The sequence below is a fragment of the Alcaligenes aquatilis genome, assembly GCF_003076515.1.
Classification (GTDB): Bacteria; Pseudomonadota; Gammaproteobacteria; order Burkholderiales; family Burkholderiaceae_B; genus Alcaligenes; species Alcaligenes aquatilis.
Genome location: NZ_CP022390.1, coordinates 2021173 through 2040970, shown reverse-complemented (window position 1 = coordinate 2040970; position 19798 = coordinate 2021173). Strand labels below are relative to the sequence as shown.

The window sequence follows — 19798 nt, the reverse complement described above, 5'->3', positions numbered from 1 at the left end:
CCTGTTGCTGGTGGGCCTAGGCGCGCATCCCTTGCAGCAGTTGTCGGGCAAAGGGCTGACGAGCGAAAGGCAGGGTGTCCATCGCCAACAGTCCTAGACCACAAGCGTGCTGGATCAAGGGGTTTTTGGTGGCAAACAGACGTGGCAAAGTGTCGGTGATGGCAGCAGTTAACCAGCGATCCGGACGACGCAGACGGGCATAGCGTGCCAAAAAGGGATCGGGGTTCTGGCTGCAATCGGCTTGCCAGGCGGCCAGACACTGTGACAATTGTGCGACATCGCGCAGGCCCAGGTTCAGACCCTGACCGGCAACCGGGTGCAAGGTCTGGGCGGCATTGCCTACAGCCAGCAGGCGCTCGGACAAGCGGCTGGGGCCAGCATGGAAGGCGAGCGGAAAGATGTGGCGCTTGGAGACCAGCTCCAGATGCCCCAGGCGCTCCCCAAAGGCCTGCAGCATGGCGGTCTGAAACGCGTCGACAGGCAGTTCGGCCAAGGATTGGCTGCGCTCCGGGCTATTGCACCAGACGATCGCGTATAGGTCCGGAGCGTCAGGGTGGGGCAGGGCTGCAAAGGGGCCATGTTCGGTAAAGCGCTCGTATGCCCAGCCGGTTTGAGGCTGGCTGGCGCGTACTGTCGTCAACAGGGCGTGTTGGCCGTAATCGCGTCGTACGCCGCTGGGACGGACGCCGTCACACTGCACGGCAATCAAGGCCGTGGCCTGACCGGCATCGTGGTCGACCAGAATTTGTTTGGGGGCGGAATGGGTACGGGCTTGCTGGGCAGGCAGCAGGGTGACGCCGCTGTCGCGCAACCGGGCATGCAAGGCCCAGAGCAAATCATCGTAATGCACCACCGCGCCCAGATCGGGGACGCCCAGTTCATCGGCCTGAATCAGGCAACGGCCCAGACGCCCCTTTTGGGATACATGCACGGTGCGCATCAGGGCGGCGCGCTCGGGCCAGGCTTTGAGCTGATTCAGAATCAAGCGACGGCTGCCGTGATTCAGGGCCAGGGTGCGCGGATCGCCTTGAGCATGTTCGGTGCTGGCCAGATTGAAGTTTTTCCCCAGGACGGCGATGCGTGACGGGCTTGGGTGCTGGGCAGCCAGCATTAGCGCCAAAGATGCGCCTACGGGACCGGCGCCACAAATGGCGATGTCGTAGTCGGTGGCATTCATGGGGGACCTCATGACGGCAAGGAAGTAATTCAGGTATTGTACGGGAAGGTGGCTGTCAAATTGGCGTTAAGCAATTGACAGCTGTGCTCAATGGCTGGCAGCACAAGCCCGGATTGGATGCCTTGCATGTCTCAGCAGACTTTGTCATTTGTACAGACCAAACCTTTTCGCCATAAAGTCACCGCCGCGTGGCTGTCTCTTTTATTAGGCGTGGTGGGCGCACAGCACCGTTATTTGGGCCGGCGTTTTTGGTATGTCCCGTTGGCGTTTACCAGTTTGGCCGTTCTGGGAACGCTGGTGTTTGAGCAGGGGCTGGATTCGCTATTTCCCAATTTGTTGATCTTGCCAGTCAGTGCCGGGATTATCGAGGCCGTCATTCTGGCTCTGCGTAGCCCCGAAAAATTTGACGCGCTCTACAACCGGCAAAGCGATCAACATAACCAGCATGGCTGGCCCAGTGTCCTGACGGCGGTGGTGGCTGCAGTTGCCTTTGCCAATATCAGCCTGTTCTGGCTGGTGCACATCATCATGGCCTTTTATCGCTATATGGGCTGGCTGGATTTGTCTGTGTATTAAACACATCAAGTGCCTTGTAAAGTAAAGGTTTTTCTAGGGGGCTGCCTTGTGGAAGGGGGCTGCGCACGTTACACTACGGGTTCTTTAGTTTTATAGGAGCTGTGTGGTGAATCCCGACCCCGGCGACAGTGCTAGTCGATCTATGTTCGACCTATCTATGTCCAGGCGCTTTCAGGCCCGCTGATTCCTTCACAGCTTGCCGCGTCCTGGAAATTTCAGGGCGTGGTATCTCAGGCAGTTGTTCTTGCTGCCTTAACTTCCCCGCCATTTCATTCTCTGAAAGCCTTGCGCTTTCTGAATCCTGATGTGTTGCAACGTTAATGTGCAATAGGGGGAATGTATGCGTATTTTTGATCTCTTTTTGCGCCGTGCCGGCATCCAGGCCTCTGCCCTGCGTGCTCGTGCCCCTTTGTCCGTCTCCCGTTTGACGGTTGTCTGCCCTCGTGGCGATCTGGCCCAGATCCGGCGTCGTATTTACTCGGACCTGAACACGGCGGGTATCCGCGTGGCCAATGTGCAGGTGGACCATTCCGATACGCACGATACCGCGTGCGTGACCTTGACCTGCCCGCCTGAACTGCGAGCAGAGCTGATGCAGCGTGCCCGGTTGATTCGGGATTATCCCGGTGTGTTGAATGTGAAGTGGGCAGGCCGGGAGCGTATTGCTATAAACTAAACCGCAACTGGATTTGCGGATGGCGCTGCTATGTCCTTGCTCGACTGGCTGACACCTTGGGAGTTTTCTCCTGTTCTGCTTTTGACCTTCTTGCTGGTCATCACTTTGTACGTCCGGGGGCGGCAAGTACACCGCCCCAATCTTTTGCGCCAGTCCTTTTTCTGGATTGGCCTGATTCTCCTCTACCTTTCTTTGCACACGCGCCTGGACTATTACGCCGAGCGCATGTTCTTCATTCATCGGGCCCAGCATCTGATCTTGCATCATCTGGGGCCCTTGTTTCTGATGGGTGCCTATCCTGGTCAAACCTTGCGCGCTGGCCTGCCTTCAAGCTGGCGACGGGCTCTGGCGCACTGGTTGCGTCGACCCAGTGGCCGGCGTGTCCAGGCTGTCCTGACCAACCCGATACTGGTCGCTTTCCTGTTTGTTTTCCTGGTCCTGATCTGGATGCTGCCTACGGTGCAGTTCTATTCCATGCTGGACTGGCGTTTGTACCGTTTGATGAACTGGTCTGTGGTGATCAGCGGGATCATGTATTGGAACCTGATCCTGGATCGCCGGCCTTCGCCACCGGCCCGGCTGTCGGTGGGTGGGCGTATACTTTCGCCGGTTATTACGATGGTGCCGCAAATGATTGTGGGTGCCATCATCACCTTTACCGAATACGATCTCTATCCAATTTTTGATTTATGTGGTCGTGCCATTGCGGGCATGGATGCACTGGATGATCAGGTCATGGGAGGCCTGATCATGTGGGTGCTGGCCGGTCTGGTAGAAGTGTTTGGCCTTTTGTATGCCTTGGGTACCTTGATGCGCCTGTCAGCGCGTCACCGTTTGCCAGAATCTCGCAGGCAGACAAACGCTATGATGGTCAGGGCCAATTGATTTTGTCGGGAGTATCCATGCAGTTTAAACCCGCCCGTTCCGCACTTTCTCTATGTCTGGCACTGTCGCTGACGTTCAGTTCAGTGATACCTGCACAGGCGCAGCCTGTGGGCATTCCTTCAATGGGAGCCGCTTCGGGTGCCGAGCTGTCTCCGGCTTTGGAGCGGACTTTGGGCAATGCCATTATGGAGCAGGGCAGGCGCTCGCCCGAATATGTGTCGGACCCGGATATCAATCAGTATCTGACGGATATGGGCCGCAGGCTGGCTCAGTATGGCCCGGCCATGGCGCAGCCTGTGACGGTGTTTGTCCTGCGCGATAGCAGTATCAACGCGTTCGCTTTGCCTGGTGGCTATATTGGTATTCATAGCGGTCTGTTTACGGCTTCACAGTCTGAGTCCGAGCTGGCTTCGGTGCTGGCTCACGAAATTGCCCACGTGGCGCAACGTCACGTGGCTCGCGGTATTACGCAAAGTGCCCAAAGCAACCACTTGTTGATTGCTGCTCTGGCCGGTGCCTTGCTGGGTGCCTTGGCGGGCAGCGGTGATCTGGCGATGGGGGCGGCTGCCTTCGGACAAGCGGCAGCCGTGGATCGTCAGTTGGGATTTTCACGGCAGGCCGAGCAAGAGGCTGACCGGGTTGGTTTCGAGATGCTGCTCAAGGCCGGTTACGAGCCTCAAGGCATGGTGCAGATGTTTCAGCGTCTGGCGGCGGCTTCGCGCTTGAATGAACGTGCGACAGCCAATGAGTACGCCAGCACTCACCCCATGTCTCAGCAGCGTGAATCGGACATCAGTAACCGGGTGCGCGGTTTGCCGGCCAGCAGTTATCAGGACACTCCTTCGTTTTGGTATATCCGTGCGAAGTTGATGGTGATGCAGGCCGGGGGCGGGCAGTCCTTGCGCGTTCTGGAGCAGGCGCTGCAAAGCACGAACCAGTCACAAAGTGATCTGGAGCGCTCTGCGGCGCAGTACGGTCTGGCTTATATTGCGCAAGGCCGTCAGGATTATGAGCAGGCTCGTGTGCATTTGACCGAAGCTCGGGGGCAGGGCCAGTTCCAGGCTCCTGAACTGGATACCTTGGGGATCCGCATTGCGATTGCCGATCGTGATGTGCAAGGGGCTTTGAGTTTAGCTAAACAAGCCTGGCAGCGGTGGCCCAAGAGCCAAGGGGTGGCTCTGGCTTATGTGCAGGTCTTGCAGCAATTGGGACAGAATGATCAGGCGCAGGCTTTCTTGACGGATCGCATCAAACAATGGCCTGATGAACCGCAATTGCATCAGTTGCTGGCCAAAACCTATGACCGTTTGGGCGATGGGGTTAAGGCTCGTCGTGCCATGGCTCAATACTATGAATTGGTCGGGGCATTGCCTACCGCGGTGGAGCAACTACAGCAGGCGCGCAATTTGACCCAGGATTTCTATCAGCAATCTGAGCTGGATACGCAGATTCGCCAATTGCGCGAGCGTGTTGAAAGTGAGCGTGTCTTGCTGGAGCGTTTCCGCTCCTGATGAGCCCGCAGGCCCGCTTTAAGCCGTTTTAGCTATTGGTTTCAAAAAAGCGGGCCAGTCTTGCGGGTAACCACCCCATATTGCCGGGAATACTACCTGTAATGAACCCGACATGCCCACCCTCGGCTGGCTGGTGCAGCAAAATAGAATCCGAGCAGTCCTGAATTGTTGGCAAACTGGTGTGCGGCACGAAAGGATCGTTGCGGGCATTCAAAACCAACGTGGGGATTTTGATATTGCGTAGCAAAGGTTTGCTGGACGCGCGCGTCCAGTAGTCCAGCGCATGGCTGAAACCGTGCATGGGCGCAGTGTAAATATCGTCGAAGTCGCGTATGGTGCGGGCCTGGTTTAGGCGGGCAGTATCGACCATTCCTGGAAAGCGATGGGCTTTGTCCTGCAACTTGCGGCGCATGCTTTTCAAAAAGTAGGGCGAGTAGAACCAGCGACCCATTCGGGATTCGGACAGGTAGCGGCCACAAGCGACCAGATCCAGTGGCACCGAAATGGAGGCACATGCCTGCAGCCAGGAGACCTCATCACCCGCTTCACCCAAGTACTTGAGCACGGCATTGCCGCCCAGCGAGGTGCCGGCCGCATGCCAGCGCACATTGGGCAGATGGCCACGAACGGTATTTAAGATAAAGCTGATTTCTTCCGAGTCGCCCGAGTAATAGGCGCGTGCCATACGATTTGGAAAGCCTGAGCAACCCCGGAAATGGGCGACAACTACAATCCAGCCGCGTGCGCGAAAGTACTGCGCAATGGCCTGGATGTAATGGCTGCGGCTGCTGCCTTCCAGGCCGTGAAACAGGATCAGAGCATGGGTGTCAGTGGTGCTGGGCAGGCTGTCCCAATCCTGGGGCTGCATCCAGCGGCGGGCAGCGGTACGGGATAGATGGGCGTCGGGCTGGGCGGTGGCGCCGTTGGCCAGCTTGTCTGCAAACAGGCCCGGCCCGGTCCAGTCCAGATCCAGAAAATCGCCATCGGGCGTATCAAGTCTTTGGCGGACAAAGGCAATATGGTGATGGCGGGCAAAAAATGCCCCGTGAATCGTTTGAAGGTGTCCGCCAGGCAGCCAGGCGGGCAGAGGGCAGGCGCTGGAATCCAGACGAGCAGTCACTTCGGCATGACGCCAAGGGTGCGCGTCTGCTCCGGGCACAGGGCCCGGCGCTATCGCATTGCCAGAGGGGGGAGCAGTGGGATCCAACGAAGCCAGCTTCAAAAATTAATGACCGTGAACCTTCTCGCCTTCTTTCAGGCGGTAGCGGGCACCACAGTAAGGACAAGCGGCTTCGCCAGTTTTGCTGATATCGATGAATACGCGAGGGTGCATATTCCATAGCGTGCTGCCAGGACGAGGGCAGTGTACGGGCAGATCGTCGGCTCCGACCATGATCAGTTCGTGATCTGCTTTTTTAGGTTCGATAGCGGCGCTCATAAGGTTCCTGATAACAATGAGAGGGTAACAATACCGTACACGTAACGGCGATGCTGAGCGTTACGTGCGTAGACTAGCGATTGTAGCAAGACCCGGCCTGTTTTTTCTTGACCATATTAATAGAGCAAGATGTTCGGGGCCGTCTTTTGCTTCTAGAATAAGAAAAATCACAAGTAAAGCTGCCTCCACAGATTACCGCTTGCGGGCAGCACATCTCAGGAGACGGCGTGTCAGCCTTCACAAGATTATCGGCCTTGTTGCCTAGCGCACAGGACCGTGTGCATATGCGCGCCGGTTTTATCGACTTTATTCCCGCTTTGATAGCCACTGTGGTCTGGGGTTTTGTGACGGGTGTGGCGATGGTCAAGTCTGGTCTGAGTGGCTTGGAAGCCACCTTGATGACCTTGTTTGTGTATGCAGGATCGGCCCAACTGACAGCCTTGCCGCTGATCGAATCTCACGCCCCCTTGTGGCTGATTTTCACCGCCGGTTTTATCGTCAATATCCGTTTCATTATTTTTGGAGCGGCCTTGCAGCCTTTTTTCCGCCATTTGAGTTGGAAAAAGCGTCTGGGCCTGGGTTACATCACCAGTGACATGGTGTTTGTTCTGTTTATGTCCAAGTATGGCGACTCCAAAGAGCGCGGCTCGCGCGAGCATCTTTGGTATTACCTGGGTATCATCCTGCCCGGTTGGCTGAGCTGGCAGATTGCTTCCTTGTCGGGCATTGTGCTCAGTGCGTATGTACCGCCTTCCTGGTCGCTGGAGTTTGCGGCCATTCTGGCTTTGCTGGCACTGTTGATTCCCCTGGTCAACAACCGTGCGATGTGGGCCTGTCTGATTACGGCCAGTGTGATTGCGTGGGTTGGACAGGCGCTTCCCCTGCGTTTGGGACTGGTGGCAGCCGTGCTTGGCGGAGTGTTGGCTGGCGTGGCGGCAGAACAACTGCAACGGCATAGGGATGCACGGTGATGAGCGATTGGCAGTATGATTGGTACGTTTTGGGTGCAATTGCCCTGTTGGTGTTGTGCAGCTTGCTCACCCGTTCAGGCTATTTCATGTTTGGTGATTTGCTGCCCCTGACCGAACGTATGCGGCGCGCCTTGCGCTTTGCTCCGGTGGCTGCTCTGGCAGCAATCATTATCCCGGAACTTTTGCCTTGGGCTTACGGCGACACCCCTCGACTGGATATTAAAGCCTTGGCCAGCCTAGTGGCTGTGCTGGTGTTTATTCGTACCCGTAACGCTGTATGGGTAATCGTGGCCGGGATGGTGTCGTTCTGGCTGATACGTGCCGTGATGCCCTGAAATCCTGACGCGAGTACTTAATGCCTGTGGCCGCTGTTGATGCTGGCAGGCATCAGTTAAAATAGGATTGTTACAAATGCTTGCCACTGATGGCAAGCCGACTTTTTGCGTACATGACAGATAAAACTCCTTCGACTCCCAATGACCTTACGTTTGCTGATTTCGGTCTGCACCCTGGAATATTAAATGCCGTCACCGAGGCGGGATATTCCAAGCCTACGCCTATTCAGGCCGAGGCCATTCCCGTGGTGCTGGCTGGCCGTGATGTCATGGGGGCAGCCCAGACTGGTACAGGTAAGACGGCAGCCTTTTCTTTGCCTATCCTGAATCGTCTGATGGCACACGCCACGACCAGCGCTTCTCCCGCTCGTCACCCGGTGCGGGCGTTAGTGCTGACGCCAACACGCGAGTTGGCCGACCAGGTGGCTGAGAGCATTGCGCTCTATAGCAAATCGGTCCCGCTGCGCTCGACGGTGGTATTTGGTGGCGTGGATATCGGACCACAAAAAGAAGCCCTGCGACGCGGCGTGGAGATTGTCATCGCGACCCCGGGCCGTCTGCTCGATCATATTGATCAGCGCACCATCAATTTAAGCCAGGTCAGCATGCTGGTGCTGGACGAAGCAGACCGCATGCTGGACATGGGCTTTTTGCCCGATCTGGACCGTATTGTTTCCATGCTGCCGAAAAGCCGTCAGGGCTTGTTGTTCTCGGCGACGTTCAGCAAGGAAATTCGTAAGCTGGCCCGTAACTTCCTGAATGATCCGGTCGAGATTGAAGTGGCCGCCCGCAACGCGACTGCCTCGAATGTGACCCAGGTGGTATACCCCATGTCAGCAGACGAGAAGCGTCGTGCCGTGGCGCATCTGATCAAGACCAAGAAGTTGACGCAAACCATCGTTTTTTCCAATACCAAGATTGGTGCTGGTCAACTGGCACGCTATCTGGAACGTGAAGGCATCAAGGCGGAATCCATTCATGGCAACAAAAGCCAGCTGGAACGCATGAAAGTGCTGGACGCCTTCAAGAGCGGCACCGTGGATGTATTGGTGGCAACCGACGTGGCCGCTCGTGGTCTGGATGTGGCCGGGATGCCTTGTGTGATCAATGTGGACCTGCCGTATAACGCCGAGGACTACGTCCATCGTATTGGTCGTACCGGGCGTGCTGGTGCCTCGGGGGAGGCGATTGCCTTGATGGCCCCCGATGAAGAGCATCTGTTGCAGGACATTGAAAAATTGATTGGCACCGTTGTGCCACGTCTGAAGCTGGATCTGCCGTCAACGGCTTCGTCGCCCCGTTCCGGCCCCAAGCGCCATGAGCGTCGTTCGTATCAGTCAAACACGCCACCGGTGGATGATTTTTTCTTAAAGCCTTACGAGCCATCGACCGCTGCGGCGCCTAAGCCAGCGGTAACGTCTTCTTCCAACACAACGCGCAAGCGTTCGGTGGGTGTCCTTTTAGGCGGCGGCCGCTACTAAGGCGCGCAAATCTCCAGGCCCGGTATTAAGCACCGGGCTGCGTTCTGAGATGCTGTGCACCAGACGTGTCAGATGTTCGATATGAGGCAGCATGGGACCGTAAAAAACGGTCCCATTTTCGTTTTGGATCAGCAAGGTGGGGAAGTCTTCGATATCTTCCTCGCCCAGCAGTTCAGGCTGCTCTTCAATATCAATCCAGATCAGGCAGGCTTGGGGAAATTGTGTGGCTAAAGCCTCAAAAGCGGGCTGATATTGCTGACAGGTTTTGCACCATTGGGCACAGAAACAGGCAATCAGCAAAGCGTTGGGCGTAGCTTGCAAATGGGCAGCCAGAGCGGGCAGATCGTGTTGGGCGTTGAACAAGGCCATAATTTCATACAGACAAAAAGAAGCGACTGTGTCTATGATACTCGGGTAATCGATTTTGCTTCGCAGGAGCTGTATGTCCCTTTTTTCATCTGCCCCATCTCGATCGGGCCCGGCTGGTGGATGGGCCAGTATTTCAACCGCCTTCAAGCGTTCATTGGTGTCGCAATTTCAGCCACGCATGCTGGTGGCTTTGGTCATGCCTTTTCTGATCATGTTTGTGGGCCTGATTCTGTTGAGTTGGCTGCTTTGGACGCCTCTGCAGAACTGGTTGCTGGAGGTGTTGGGCGGCTGGAATACCTTTGAGTCTGTGGATCAATGGCTGGTGGGCCTGGGCCTGTTCTCGCTGAAAGTGTATTTGGCCCCCTTGCTGGCCTTGGGCATTTTATTGCCGCTGGCAGGGGTGCTGGGCCTGATTATTGCAGCCGTTCTGGTCATGCCTTTGGTTTTGGGGCACTTGCAGCAGAAGGACTATCCCGATGTGATCAAGCAAGGTCATAATGCGACGGCTTATAGCGTCTGGAATGCTGTTTGGGTGGGCACCTTGTTTTTGGTGGGTTGGCTAGTCACCTTGCCCTTATGGATTTTTCCTCCTTTTGCGCTGATTCTTCCCGTGCTGTGGTGGGTCTTTGCCCTGACGCGCATGTTACGGGTGGACTCCTTGGTAGAGCATGCCAATGTGCCAGAGCGTAAATATTTGTGGTCCCGTCTGAATAGTCAGTACTGGCTGATCGGCCTGGTATTTGCCTTGTTGAATCTGATTCCGCCCGCTTGGCTGGTCTTGCCCGTGTTCTCGGCCCTGGTATTTGCTCATTTCTCTTTGGAAAACCTTCGTCGCCTGCGTCAGCAAGAGGCAGCTGCGGCTTCTACTTCACTCATAGACCATGACAACTAAGGATCAAGCCATTATTCGTTTGATTATCATTGGCGACGAAATCCTGTCGGGACGTCGTTACGATAAACATTTTTTAAAATTGATTGAGTTGCTGGGGGCCAGGGGCTTGCAGTTGGGAGGCGCGCAGATCATCCCTGATGATCTGGATACGATTGCCGCTACGTTGGAGCGCAGTTTTGCGACACCGGATATTGTGTTTTGCTGTGGCGGCATTGGCGCGACACCGGATGACCAAACCCGTCAGGCGACGGCCAAAGCCTTGGGTGTAGACCTGACGCTGCACCCCGAGGCAGCGGCCTTGATTACCGAGCGTTGCGCTGAAAACGAACGTAATGGCGTGGGTAGTGCTGATATGTCCTTGCCCGAGAACCAGCAGCGCTTGCAGATGGGCATGTTCCCCGAGGGGGCAGAAATTGTGCCCAATACATACAACAAAATCCCCGGTTTTTTCATTCACAACCATACCTTTATGCCGGGCTTTCCCGTGATGGCCTGGCCCATGATGGAGTGGACGCTGGATACTCGCTATCGACAATTGCATCATCAGGCTCATCGGGTAGAGCATTCTTTCCTGGCCTTTAATTTGCCTGAGTCACGCATTACACCGGCGATGGAACATGTAGAGCTGACTTGGCCTGGGGTAAAAGCATTTAGTTTGCCTAGTGTGGAGGGGACAGATGGGCGGCCTCATATTGATCTGGGCGTAAAAGGCGACCCGGAACCGGCAGCAGAAGCGTTGGACTATTTGCGCAAACAGGTGCTGGATTTGGGGGGAAGCTTGAGCCCTGCGCTAAAATAGCGCTTGCCAAGCGCGCGGCCATTTCATATTATGGAATTTGTTGCGTTGCATCATAATTCTCCTAATAATGACAACAAATTCCTTTACGCCTTCTAACGCATCGCCAAGCAATGGTGGGCAGATGTCGATCCAGGTGCTGGAACGCGCCATGATCCTATTGGACGAACTGGCCAAGCAATCCGAGCCAGTGGCATTGAAGAACCTGGCGGCGGCAACTGGCCTGCACACGTCTACGACTCACCGCATCCTGAATGATCTGGTGGTGGGACGGTACGTTGAGCGTGTGGATAGTGGTTTGTATCGCCTGGGCATGCGTTTGCTGGAGTTGGGCTCCTTGGTGAAAGGCCGCCTCAATGTCCGTGCGGCTTCCTTAGCTCCCATGCGCGAGTTGCACAAGTACACCGGACAAACGGTCAATCTGTCCCTGCAGCAGGGCGATGAAATTGTCTATGTAGAACGTTCCTGGAGTGAGAGCTCCGGCATGCAGGTGGTGCGGGCCATTGGTGGCCATGCGCCTTTGCATTTGACCTCTACCGGCAAGCTGTTTTTGGCCTCCTGGGAGCCGCGTCAGGTTCGGGCTTACGTCATGCGGACCGGTCTGGCTGGTGCGACCCGCAACAGCATCACTCAACTGGAGTTGCTGGAACGTGAGTTGGCGCAAGTTCGTCGCTTGGGTTATGCCCGCGATAACGAGGAGCTAGAAATGGGCGTGCGCTGTATTGCGGCGGGTGTGTACGATGATACCGGCAAGCTTTTGGCGGGCTTGTCTCTGTCTGCGCCTGCTGAGCGTTTGCACGACGACTGGATTCCTGTTCTCTTGAGCACGGCCGCCAGGATCTCTGAAACGCTGGGGTACGACAAACAGCGCTAGGTCTTTGTTTTATCGCTGTTTTTAAGTCATGGATGACAAATAAATGACGGTTTTGTTGCAGCGCAACAAATTTCGTTGACTTTGGTTTGAATAGCGCTTAAAGTTGAATTGTTGCAGTGCAACATAGAAGGTTTGCCTTGCGTAGTTGCGAGTGGGCTGGGCCTTCTACAGACCCTTGTCTAGTAACACTGACATTAATTTCACGTTGGCTTGACCCAGGCCACGTATCTCCAAGGAAAACATCATGAGTGCTATTCCACAAAACGTACTGGAATCCCAACAAGCTACTTTGAACAACCTGTTCGCTGCCCAAGGTCAATTGCTGCAAGGCTTTGAAAAGCTGGTTGGTCTGAACCTGAATCTGCTGCGCAGTTCGCTGGAACAAGCGGCTGGCCAATCCCAGCAAGTCATCAATGCCAAAGACGTGCAAGACGTTGTGGCCCTGTCGCAAAACGTGGCCAAGCCTAATGCTGCTCAGGCTCTGGAATACGGCAAAAGCGTGTACGACATTTTCTCCGACCTGCAACTGAATCTGTCGCGTATCGCTGAGGCTCAACTGGCTCAAGGTCAACAGCACGCTGCTGACGCGATTGACCAACTGGCCAAAAATGCCCCTACCGGCACCGAAAGCGCTGTTGCTTTGTTGAAGTCCTCCTTCGCCACGGCTTCCAATGCTGCTGAGACCGTTGTTAAGGCGGCTCGCCAAGCTGCTGATGCTGCTGAAAGCAACATCCAGGCTGCTACCAACGCCAGCTTGAAAGCGGCTGCTCAAGTGACTGAAGCCAGCAACAAAACGGTTGAAGCGGCTGCCGCTGCTGCAACTGCTGCTACCAGCAAGAAGTAAATCGTTGCTTGCCTGATTTGATCAGGTGTTAAAGGAAAAGCCAGCTCGATGAGCTGGCTTTTTTGCTTCGTGCAGTGCAAGTTGCCAATTTGTTTCTGGATACGGTTGCCCGCATCAAGCGGGCAATAGGCGTTTTACAGAGCGCGAATGCACTCGGAAATCAGTGCGGGGCCTTTGTAAATCAAGCCGGTATATAGCTGCACCGCCTGGGCACCTGCCTGGATTTTTTCCTGAGCCTGACGGCCGGATTCAATACCGCCCACACCAATAATCGGGAAGTCCGGTCCCAATTGCTCGCGCAGACGACGAATGACGTTCAAGGACAGCTCGTGCACCGGTGGGCCGGACAAACCGCCTTGCTCTTGACCATGCTGCAAACCTTGAACGGCCTCACGTGACAAGGTGGTGTTGGTGGCAATAATGCCGTCCAGTCCTTGCGAGGGAACGGTGTCAGCGATGGCATCAATTTGCGATTGATCCAGATCGGGTGCGATTTTCACTACGATAGGCACGTAGCGTTGGTGTTCTTCTGCTAATTCGGTACGCAGCGTCTGCAAGGAGCCCAGCAGGCGAGCCAGCTCGTCTTGAGCTTGCAGTGCACGTAGGTTTTGCGTATTAGGCGAAGAGATATTCACAGTGACGTAATCGGCGTGAGGGTAGACCGCACGCAGGCAGGTCAGATAGTCCTGATCGGCCTGCTCAATAGGCGTGCTCGCGTTCTTGCCAATGTTCAGACCCAGAATGCCACCTTGTGAACGAAACTGGCTTTTACGCACATTCTCGATAAAGGTGTCCAGGCCGTCGTTGTTAAAGCCAAAGCGGTTGATCAGGCTATTGGCTTCAGGCAGACGGAACAGGCGAGGTTTGGGATTGCCGGGCTGTGCTTTCGGAGTAACGGTGCCGACTTCAACAAAACCAAAGCCCAGTGCGCCCAAGGCATCGATATGTGCGCCATTCTTATCCAGACCAGCGGCCAGCCCTACGGGATTGCGTAGCTTCATGCCCATCAGTTCCAGAGGCTTGCTGGGCAGGCTTTTGAGCAAGCTGCCCAAAATAGGGGTTTGGTGGGCGCAATGCAGGGATTTCAGAGTCAGTTCGTGGGCGTGTTCAGCATCCAGACTGAACAGCACCCGGCGAGCCAAGGGATAAAGGCTGAATAGGGCAGACATGGGGATCGATAAAAGAGGACGTTAAGCCAGCCATTCCCAACGACCTTTTATCAGGAGCTGGTAGGGGCGAAAGCGGGTTTTGTAGGTCATTTTACGGCTTTCTTCGATCCAATAGCCTAAATAGAGCCAGGGCAGGGATTGTTGACGGCAATAATCCAGTTGCCAGAGTACGGCGTAGGTGCCCAGACTGCCGGTGTCGTCGGGATCAAAAAAGGTATAGACAGCGGAGAGTCCGTCTTGCAGCACATCAATGACCGCCACGATTTTCAAGGTGCCGTCGGGCTCGCGAAACTCCAGCAGGCGTGAGGTGACATGGCTGGCCAGCAGAAACTGGGCGTACTGGGACTGGTCGTCTTCGTCCATGCCGGCACCGGGATGGCGGCTGGCCTGGTAGCGGCGATACAGCTCGTAGTGCTCGGCGTTCCAGTGCAGGGGCAGATCTTGCACGATCAGATGGCCATGACGTTTTTTGGCACGGCGCTGGGCACGGTCAGGCTGAAAGTGCAGAGTGTCGCAACGCAAGGGCTGGCAAGCGCGGCATTGGTCGCAATAGGGACGATAGGTAAAGGTGCCGCTGCGTCGGAAGCCTTGTTGGACTAGCTTGGAGTAAACCGCGTCGTTAATCAGGTGCGCAGGAGCGGCAACCAGAGAGCGTGCCTGTTGTTCTGGCAGGTAGCTGCAACGGTAGCTGGCCGTGGAATAGAATTGCAGCGTTTGGGGACTGGTGGGTGCTTTGGGATAATTCATGCGACTCTGCCAAGCGTGATAGAGCCATTATGGGATGCTCGCGCCAGCCTAGCAAGTTGGGGGCTGGCCTAGTTGCAAAGCCCCGTGTGGCCAAACCGGGCTGGGCTGGTTCATGGCCCAGGCCAGGGCATCCATGAAATCCGCTCGGGGAATGGGGCTGGCGCCCAGACTGGCCAGATGCGATGTCTCTTGCTGGCAGTCTATATACGGTATCCCGGCAAATTTCAGAAAATCCACCAGATGGGCCAGGGCTATTTTGCTGGCATCGGTTTGTAAGGCAAACATGGATTCGCCAAAAAAGAAGCGGCCCAGATTCACGCCATACAAACCACCGACCAGCTTGTTATCCATCCAGGTTTCTATGCTGTGGGCGTAGCCGCTGTGATGCAAGTCGGTATAGACCTGCTGAATATCCGGGCTGATCCAGGTACCGGTGGCGCTGCGTTGCGCGGCGCATTGGCCGATGACTTGCTCGAAAGCCAGATCGCAGGTGACACGAAGGCGGGCCTCGTTCTGATCTTGCTGGCGTGCAATCTGGCGCAGCTTCTTGCCCAAGGAGCGGGAAATCTTGAATTTGTCCACTTCCAGCACCATGCGCGGATCAGGCGACCACCACAGTACCGGGTCGCCAGGGCTGTACCAGGGAAACATGCCCTGACTGTAGGCTTCTAGCAGACGTGGAACACTTAAATCCAGACCGGCAGCCACCAGCCCTTCCGGGCTGGCGTGCTCAGGGCTGGGCAGGGCCTGATCGGGAGTGACCCAGACAAGCGACATGATCAGTCGTGGTCGCGGGGGGCGATATCAAATTCGTGAATCTGGAAGCGACCAGCCTTGTGATCCTCCACGTAGCGCTCCAAGGTGGCGCTGACCGTGCGGAACGCCAGATTGTCCCAAGGAATGTCGTCCAGGTGGAAGAAACGGGCTTCCAGAGATTCCGGACCGGGATCCAATACGTCGCTGGTGACTTTGGCCAAGTAGTAAATATGCACTTGTTCTGCGTAGGGCACGCTGATGACGGTAAAGAGCGGGCCGGGTTCGACTTGGGCACCGGCTTCCTCACCCATTTCACGCAAGGCGCCTTGCCCCAGGGTCTCACCCAGTTCCATAAAACCGGCGGGCAAGGTCCAGGTGTTGTAGCGTGGTTCGATGGCACGACGGCACAACAAGATCTGATCGTCTTTCCAGGCAGGCACAATCCCGACCACATTACGGGGATTCTGGTAGTGCACCGCGCCGCAGTTTTGGCAGACATCACGCATGCGGTTATCGTCCGGGGGCACCAGTCGTGTCAGTTTGCTGCCGCATTGACTGCAGAAGTTTTGCGTGCGTGGAGCAGGGAAGTAAAAAGAGGCGGGTGGCTGGGTCATGCAGATTCTGTGATGGCGGTTCAAATAGGATCGGGCTCAGGCAAAACAATATACGCCAATTCGTCGGCGGGCGACACGCAGGATGACCAGACTGTCAGGGAACAGCGCCTGGGGTAGGCGGGTAAAGACCAGCCCTCGCTGTAATGAGGGTGCTCCAGATCCAGGCTGTCCAGGCCGTGTTGCTTTGTTCGCAATTGTTCCAGCAGCGCCGGAATATCGCGACTGGCCAATAAGGCCGGGCCGGTAGGGGTACGCAAATACAGCCGACCTTCAGCGCTGACGAACCACGCCTGGACGGCTTTTACGAGGCGTCCGGTGTGGTCTTGCAAATGCGCCAGATCTTCGGCCAGGGACACAATGAGAGGAGCGGCGTCCAGGCGAACATAGACACGCTGGGGGCCATTTTGGATAAACCAACGGCCTTGTTCATCCGTCTGATAATTGCGATTGAAAAATGCCAGCAATCCTGGGTGAGAAATGCGTTCACCCACGTGCTCGGGATGCTGGTTGGCATCGCCAGCCGGATGATGACGCCAATGGCCTGACTGATCCAAAGAAAGATATCCGCTGACAGCGGGTACATTGGGCCATTTTTTCATGGCTTCAATAACAGCAGCATCCATAAACCTCAGCCTTGCGGGGACGAAAACAAAGGGTGGCAACCGTATCGGTGCCACCCTTGATCATGTTGGGTCGACCACAAGGTTGACCTTTGGGCAGACGATCTTGCGCCTTAAACCATATAACTGCGCTGCATGGTTCCGGGAACGGTGTGCGAAAGAGGTTTTTCAATTTTGATTTCCCCTTTGCTATCGCTTTGCATGGCCCGGGATAACAAATTAGACAAGCGTTCACGCACGTCTTGGGGCACATGGCTAAACACACCCGAGAGCCACTCGATGTAATAGGGCAGCAAGTGCTCGCTTAACTCTTTGCCAGCTTCGGTCAGTTTAACAGTGAGTACACGGCGATCCGAGGCATTGTTTTGTCGCACCAGCAATTGCTGCTGCTCCAGCCCGTCTAGCAGGCCGGTAATGGTCGCGCGGGTGACACCGGCTTGTTCAGCCAGCAAGGCGGGACTTAAGCCGGAAGGTTGGCGGCTCAGCAAAAAAAGCAGAACCAGACGGCCTTCGGATAGGCCAAATTCGTTCAAGACGGTGCTGGAGGCGCGATTAATACTGGACGCCAGCGATAGAACGCGTAAACACAGTTCGATATCCTCGGTTTTAGGGTGAGCCTGGCGCTGGGATTCGCTCAGGATAGTTTGATATTTCAGATCGAGTAATTTCATAGTGCTGTGCCGTTGAGTAGTGCGCGGCAAAGAGCAGTAGTTATTTAGAAAGAATCACAAAGCCCAATAAAACCGAGCTTGCTTTCTTTTATTACTGAGCCGCTGCTTTTAAAGTGGAAATTTATCTTATTTTTTAATTCCATTTTCATTGATTTAAACACCTTTTATTGATCAGGAATTTTCATTTAGTAAAATAGTGCTGGTTTTTTTCAGTATTGTCAGTAGTGAGTTTATTGAATGGTCTCACTGTTTGTGTATACTCTTTTGCCTTCTTTTTTTCTCACATAACAAGGTTCTGGGACTCTCAATACCGGCATCTTGGTGATGATTGTTGATCTTGTGTTGTGAGTCTTATAGCGCAACAGCATCAAAATGATGCAAGCACGCAACGTTCGTGTTCAAAACGCCAGATCTTTGTTATGGGCAGGATGAGTGAGCTATATCAGAGGTAGACCGTCAAATTAAGTCGGTTCTCAAGCGCCAAGCAGAAAAACCAGGCGCAGCAACTCAAGAAAAACCGCAAAACGACGTGCAGGCGAGCGCTCGGCGTTTACAATGCTTACAGCGCTTCCCAAGCTCGACGATGCCTTCAAAAAAGGCGGTTGGATCATTCACCCCGCTTGGCGGATAGCAATACAGGCCCGTTTTTTACGGGCCTTTGCTTTCCGCAACTGGATACAAGCATTATCCAAAGCTTATTAGTGGTATTTGCCAGCATGTCCCCGAGCCCCTGCCCAGTTCGCAAGAAATGGCAGGGCTTTGTTCCGTTTGTACTCCGGGATTGAGTATGAGGCGTATCAGAAATGTCTTGCTATCGTTATTAAGGAAACGAAGGAATTATGAGTCAGTTCCGTATCGAACATGATTTGCTGGGAGACCGCCAAGTCCCCGATGAAGTCTATTATGGTGTTCATACCTTGCGTGCCAAGGAGAATTTCCACATTACCGGTACGCCTATTTCAACTTACCCGGAACTGATTAATGCTCTGGCACTGGTCAAGCAGGCTGCTGCTCAGGCCAATTTCAAACTGGGTTTGTTGGAGCAGGACAAGCATGACGCCATTGTGGCTGCATGCCAGGCCGTACAGACAGGCAAGTGTCATGAGCATTTTGTGGTAGACATGATTCAGGGCGGCGCAGGTACCTCGACCAATATGAATGCCAACGAGGTTATTTGTAACCTGGCTTTGGAGCATATGGGGCACAAGCGTGGCGAGTACCAATATCTTCATCCCAATGAAGATGTGAATATGGCCCAAAGCACCAACGACGTCTATCCAACGGCTTTGCACCTGGCGGCCTACCGTTCGCTGGATCCGCTGTTTGCGGCCATGGAACGTTTGCGTGATGCCTTTTTGAAAAAGTCCGAGGAATTCTCCTCGTACATGAAGATTGGCCGCACGCAGTTGCAAGATGCTGTGCCCATGACCCTGGGTCAGGAGTTCAACGCATTTGCCACCATGATTAACGAAGACATCGTGCGCCTGAAAGAATCGCGCAAACTGATGTGTGATGTGAATCTGGGTGGTACGGCAATTGGTACTGGTATTACCGCACATCCTGAATACGCCGAGCTGGCTGTAGCGGCTTTGTCCGATCTGTCCGGTGTTCAGCTGCGCGTGTCTGCCGACCTGATCGAAGCAACTCAGGATTGCGGTGGTTTCTTGCATCTGTCGGGCGTGTTGAAGCGGGCTGCCGTCAAGTTGTCCAAGCTGTCCAACGACTTGCGTTTGCTCTCTAGCGGTCCTCGTGCTGGTATGGGTGAAATTTGTCTGCCTGCTGTGCAAGCGGGTTCGTCCATCATGCCCGGTAAGGTCAACCCTGTGATCCCTGAAGTGGTCAACCAGGTCGCCTTTGAAGTGATTGGTGCCGACTTGACCGTGACCATGGCTGCTGAAGCCGGTCAATTGCAGCTGAACGCGTTTGAGCCTGTGATTATTCACTCCCTGCTGCGCAGCATGAGTTTGTTGAGCAATGCTTGCGACACGTTGACTCAGTTCTGCGTGGTGGGTATCACTGCCAACCGTGAATGCCTGGAAAGCAATATCGAACGTTCTATTTCCCTGGTGACTGCCTTGAACCCGTTTATCGGTTACAAAGCCGCTACCTCGGTTGCCGCCGAAGCCTTCCAGACAGGTACTAATATTCGTGATGTGGTTCTCAAGCGTGGCCTGATGGATGCCGAGACCCTCAATGAAGTGTTGTGTGCCGAATCGCTGATCCAACCTCGTGATCTGCGCGCTGCTGACCCAGCCTGAACCAATCTGAGCCAGGCATGATTTGGCCAACTTTGGCCAACGCCGGTAACAGTTTGGGAAGCCTCCAAGTTGGAGGCTTTTTTCTGCCCGCTCATTTCGCACAAGAAGGATACTGTGACCTTGTCTACATGCAGGAGC

At 55.0% G+C, this 19798-nt stretch carries 22 protein-coding genes; 12 read left to right on the top strand and 10 right to left on the bottom strand.

What is annotated here, in order from left to right; translation table 11 throughout:
• Positions 1–16 precede the first annotated feature (16 nt).
• Positions 17–1177 (bottom strand): FAD-dependent monooxygenase, encoded by a 1161-nt coding sequence (locus CA948_RS09380; RefSeq protein WP_094197527.1) that lies wholly within the window; start codon positions 1175–1177, stop codon positions 17–19.
• Between the two features lie 126 nt (positions 1178–1303).
• On the opposite strand from CA948_RS09380, the gene CA948_RS09375 reads away from it, so the two are divergent.
• The 4 genes from CA948_RS09375 to CA948_RS09360 all read left to right on the top strand — a co-directional run bounded on the left by CA948_RS09375 (position 1304) and on the right by CA948_RS09360 (position 4825).
• Complete coding sequence (locus CA948_RS09375) at positions 1304–1753, top strand: hypothetical protein (RefSeq protein ID WP_230017567.1); 450 nt, start codon at positions 1304–1306, stop codon at positions 1751–1753.
• A 340-nt stretch (positions 1754–2093) separates the two neighbouring features.
• On the top strand, positions 2094–2429 hold the full coding sequence (locus CA948_RS09370) for a hypothetical protein (RefSeq protein WP_003803097.1): 336 nt from the start codon (positions 2094–2096) through the stop codon (positions 2427–2429).
• A gap of 30 nt (positions 2430–2459) precedes the next feature.
• Positions 2460–3314: a cytochrome c oxidase assembly protein gene (locus tag CA948_RS09365; RefSeq protein WP_094197525.1), complete on the top strand. Its 855-nt coding sequence runs from the start codon at positions 2460–2462 to the stop codon at positions 3312–3314.
• A 17-nt stretch (positions 3315–3331) separates the two neighbouring features.
• Positions 3332–4825: a M48 family metalloprotease gene (locus CA948_RS09360; RefSeq protein ID WP_094197524.1), complete on the top strand. Its 1494-nt coding sequence runs from the start codon at positions 3332–3334 to the stop codon at positions 4823–4825.
• A 28-nt stretch (positions 4826–4853) separates the two neighbouring features.
• On the opposite strand, the gene CA948_RS09355 is transcribed toward CA948_RS09360, so the two are convergent.
• Complete coding sequence (locus tag CA948_RS09355) at positions 4854–5984, bottom strand: YheT family hydrolase (protein ID WP_094198418.1); 1131 nt, start codon at positions 5982–5984, stop codon at positions 4854–4856.
• A 66-nt stretch (positions 5985–6050) separates the two neighbouring features.
• Positions 6051–6263, bottom strand: coding sequence for a zinc-finger domain-containing protein (locus tag CA948_RS09350; protein WP_094197523.1), 213 nt, complete (start codon positions 6261–6263; stop codon positions 6051–6053).
• Between the two features lie 284 nt (positions 6264–6547).
• On the opposite strand from CA948_RS09350, the gene CA948_RS09345 reads away from it, so the two are divergent.
• The 3 genes from CA948_RS09345 (at position 6548) to CA948_RS09335 (ending at position 9050) form a co-directional block, all read left to right on the top strand.
• Positions 6548–7234, top strand: a complete 687-nt coding sequence (locus CA948_RS09345) for an AzlC family ABC transporter permease (protein ID WP_094198417.1) — start codon at positions 6548–6550, stop codon at positions 7232–7234.
• A complete protein-coding gene (locus CA948_RS09340; protein WP_094197522.1) occupies positions 7234–7569 on the top strand; it encodes an AzlD domain-containing protein in 336 nt (111 codons plus the stop codon). The genes CA948_RS09345 and CA948_RS09340 overlap by 1 nt, the downstream gene beginning before the upstream one ends.
• 113 nt (positions 7570–7682) lie before the next feature.
• Entirely contained in the window at positions 7683–9050 is a 1368-nt protein-coding gene (locus CA948_RS09335) for a DEAD/DEAH box helicase (RefSeq protein ID WP_094197521.1), read from the top strand.
• Here CA948_RS09335 and CA948_RS09330 read toward each other — a convergent pair.
• On the bottom strand, positions 9030–9419 hold the full coding sequence (locus CA948_RS09330; protein ID WP_108727870.1) for a thioredoxin family protein: 390 nt from the start codon (positions 9417–9419) through the stop codon (positions 9030–9032). The genes CA948_RS09335 and CA948_RS09330 overlap by 21 nt on opposite strands.
• A gap of 73 nt (positions 9420–9492) precedes the next feature.
• Here CA948_RS09330 and CA948_RS09325 point away from each other — a divergent pair, with 73 nt between their 5' ends.
• From CA948_RS09325 to phaP, 4 genes are all read left to right on the top strand, one after another.
• The gene (locus CA948_RS09325; RefSeq protein ID WP_108727869.1) at positions 9493–10311 is read left to right on the top strand and encodes an EI24 domain-containing protein; all 819 of its coding nucleotides are present in this window, start codon (positions 9493–9495) and stop codon (positions 10309–10311) included.
• Positions 10301–11110 carry a competence/damage-inducible protein A gene (locus CA948_RS09320; protein WP_108727868.1) on the top strand — a complete coding sequence of 270 codons (810 nt, stop codon included), beginning with the start codon at positions 10301–10303 and terminating at the stop codon, positions 11108–11110. The genes CA948_RS09325 and CA948_RS09320 overlap by 11 nt, the downstream gene beginning before the upstream one ends.
• Positions 11111–11231: 121 nt before the next feature.
• On the top strand, positions 11232–11981 hold the full coding sequence (locus CA948_RS09315) for an IclR family transcriptional regulator (protein WP_162496905.1): 750 nt from the start codon (positions 11232–11234) through the stop codon (positions 11979–11981).
• Positions 11982–12225: 244 nt separating this feature from the next.
• Entirely contained in the window at positions 12226–12825 is a 600-nt protein-coding gene (gene phaP / locus CA948_RS09310) for a TIGR01841 family phasin (RefSeq protein ID WP_094197516.1), read from the top strand.
• Positions 12826–12959: 134 nt separating this feature from the next.
• On the opposite strand, the gene CA948_RS09305 is transcribed toward phaP, so the two are convergent.
• From CA948_RS09305 to CA948_RS09280, 6 genes are all read right to left on the bottom strand, one after another.
• Complete coding sequence (locus CA948_RS09305; protein ID WP_094197515.1) at positions 12960–13994, bottom strand: quinone-dependent dihydroorotate dehydrogenase; 1035 nt, start codon at positions 13992–13994, stop codon at positions 12960–12962.
• 21 nt (positions 13995–14015) lie between these two features.
• Complete coding sequence (locus tag CA948_RS09300) at positions 14016–14741, bottom strand: arginyltransferase (protein WP_094197514.1); 726 nt, start codon at positions 14739–14741, stop codon at positions 14016–14018.
• Between the two features lie 48 nt (positions 14742–14789).
• Complete coding sequence (aat, locus tag CA948_RS09295; protein ID WP_108727867.1) at positions 14790–15518, bottom strand: leucyl/phenylalanyl-tRNA--protein transferase; 729 nt, start codon at positions 15516–15518, stop codon at positions 14790–14792.
• A gap of 2 nt (positions 15519–15520) precedes the next feature.
• Complete coding sequence (locus tag CA948_RS09290) at positions 15521–16111, bottom strand: NUDIX hydrolase (RefSeq protein WP_094197512.1); 591 nt, start codon at positions 16109–16111, stop codon at positions 15521–15523.
• Positions 16112–16131: 20 nt separating this feature from the next.
• Positions 16132–16734 (bottom strand): DUF2946 family protein, encoded by a 603-nt coding sequence (locus CA948_RS09285; protein ID WP_108727866.1) that lies wholly within the window; start codon positions 16732–16734, stop codon positions 16132–16134.
• A gap of 110 nt (positions 16735–16844) precedes the next feature.
• The gene (locus CA948_RS09280) at positions 16845–17402 is read right to left on the bottom strand and encodes a MarR family winged helix-turn-helix transcriptional regulator (RefSeq protein ID WP_094197510.1); all 558 of its coding nucleotides are present in this window, start codon (positions 17400–17402) and stop codon (positions 16845–16847) included.
• Positions 17403–18241: 839 nt separating this feature from the next.
• On the opposite strand from CA948_RS09280, the gene CA948_RS09275 reads away from it, so the two are divergent.
• Complete coding sequence (locus CA948_RS09275; protein ID WP_094197509.1) at positions 18242–19660, top strand: aspartate ammonia-lyase; 1419 nt, start codon at positions 18242–18244, stop codon at positions 19658–19660.
• Positions 19661–19798 lie beyond the last annotated feature (138 nt).

Bases quoted from the DNA above. Each gene is read 5' to 3' on its own strand.
- CA948_RS09305 (WP_094197515.1), bottom strand. From the start codon at position 13,994: ATGTCTGCCCTATTCAGCCTTTATCCCTTGGCTCGCCGGGTGCTGTTC.
- CA948_RS09340 (WP_094197522.1), top strand. From the start codon at position 7,234: ATGAGCGATTGGCAGTATGATTGGTACGTTTTGGGTGCAATTGCCCTG.
- aat (WP_108727867.1), bottom strand. From the start codon at position 15,518: ATGTCGCTTGTCTGGGTCACTCCCGATCAGGCCCTGCCCAGCCCTGAG.
- CA948_RS09275 (WP_094197509.1), top strand. From the start codon at position 18,242: ATGAGTCAGTTCCGTATCGAACATGATTTGCTGGGAGACCGCCAAGTC.
- CA948_RS09370 (WP_003803097.1), top strand. From the start codon at position 2,094: ATGCGTATTTTTGATCTCTTTTTGCGCCGTGCCGGCATCCAGGCCTCT.
- CA948_RS09360 (WP_094197524.1), top strand. From the start codon at position 3,332: ATGCAGTTTAAACCCGCCCGTTCCGCACTTTCTCTATGTCTGGCACTG.
- CA948_RS09380 (WP_094197527.1), bottom strand. From the start codon at position 1,177: ATGAATGCCACCGACTACGACATCGCCATTTGTGGCGCCGGTCCCGTA.
- CA948_RS09285 (WP_108727866.1), bottom strand. From the start codon at position 16,734: ATGGATGCTGCTGTTATTGAAGCCATGAAAAAATGGCCCAATGTACCC.
- CA948_RS09350 (WP_094197523.1), bottom strand. From the start codon at position 6,263: ATGAGCGCCGCTATCGAACCTAAAAAAGCAGATCACGAACTGATCATG.
- phaP (WP_094197516.1), top strand. From the start codon at position 12,226: ATGAGTGCTATTCCACAAAACGTACTGGAATCCCAACAAGCTACTTTG.
- CA948_RS09320 (WP_108727868.1), top strand. From the start codon at position 10,301: ATGACAACTAAGGATCAAGCCATTATTCGTTTGATTATCATTGGCGAC.
- CA948_RS09345 (WP_094198417.1), top strand. From the start codon at position 6,548: ATGCGCGCCGGTTTTATCGACTTTATTCCCGCTTTGATAGCCACTGTG.
- CA948_RS09365 (WP_094197525.1), top strand. From the start codon at position 2,460: ATGTCCTTGCTCGACTGGCTGACACCTTGGGAGTTTTCTCCTGTTCTG.
- CA948_RS09280 (WP_094197510.1), bottom strand. From the start codon at position 17,402: ATGAAATTACTCGATCTGAAATATCAAACTATCCTGAGCGAATCCCAG.
- CA948_RS09315 (WP_162496905.1), top strand. From the start codon at position 11,232: ATGTCGATCCAGGTGCTGGAACGCGCCATGATCCTATTGGACGAACTG.
- CA948_RS09300 (WP_094197514.1), bottom strand. From the start codon at position 14,741: ATGAATTATCCCAAAGCACCCACCAGTCCCCAAACGCTGCAATTCTAT.
- CA948_RS09325 (WP_108727869.1), top strand. From the start codon at position 9,493: ATGTCCCTTTTTTCATCTGCCCCATCTCGATCGGGCCCGGCTGGTGGA.
- CA948_RS09290 (WP_094197512.1), bottom strand. From the start codon at position 16,111: ATGACCCAGCCACCCGCCTCTTTTTACTTCCCTGCTCCACGCACGCAA.
- CA948_RS09375 (WP_230017567.1), top strand. From the start codon at position 1,304: ATGTCTCAGCAGACTTTGTCATTTGTACAGACCAAACCTTTTCGCCAT.
- CA948_RS09335 (WP_094197521.1), top strand. From the start codon at position 7,683: ATGACAGATAAAACTCCTTCGACTCCCAATGACCTTACGTTTGCTGAT.
- CA948_RS09330 (WP_108727870.1), bottom strand. From the start codon at position 9,419: ATGGCCTTGTTCAACGCCCAACACGATCTGCCCGCTCTGGCTGCCCAT.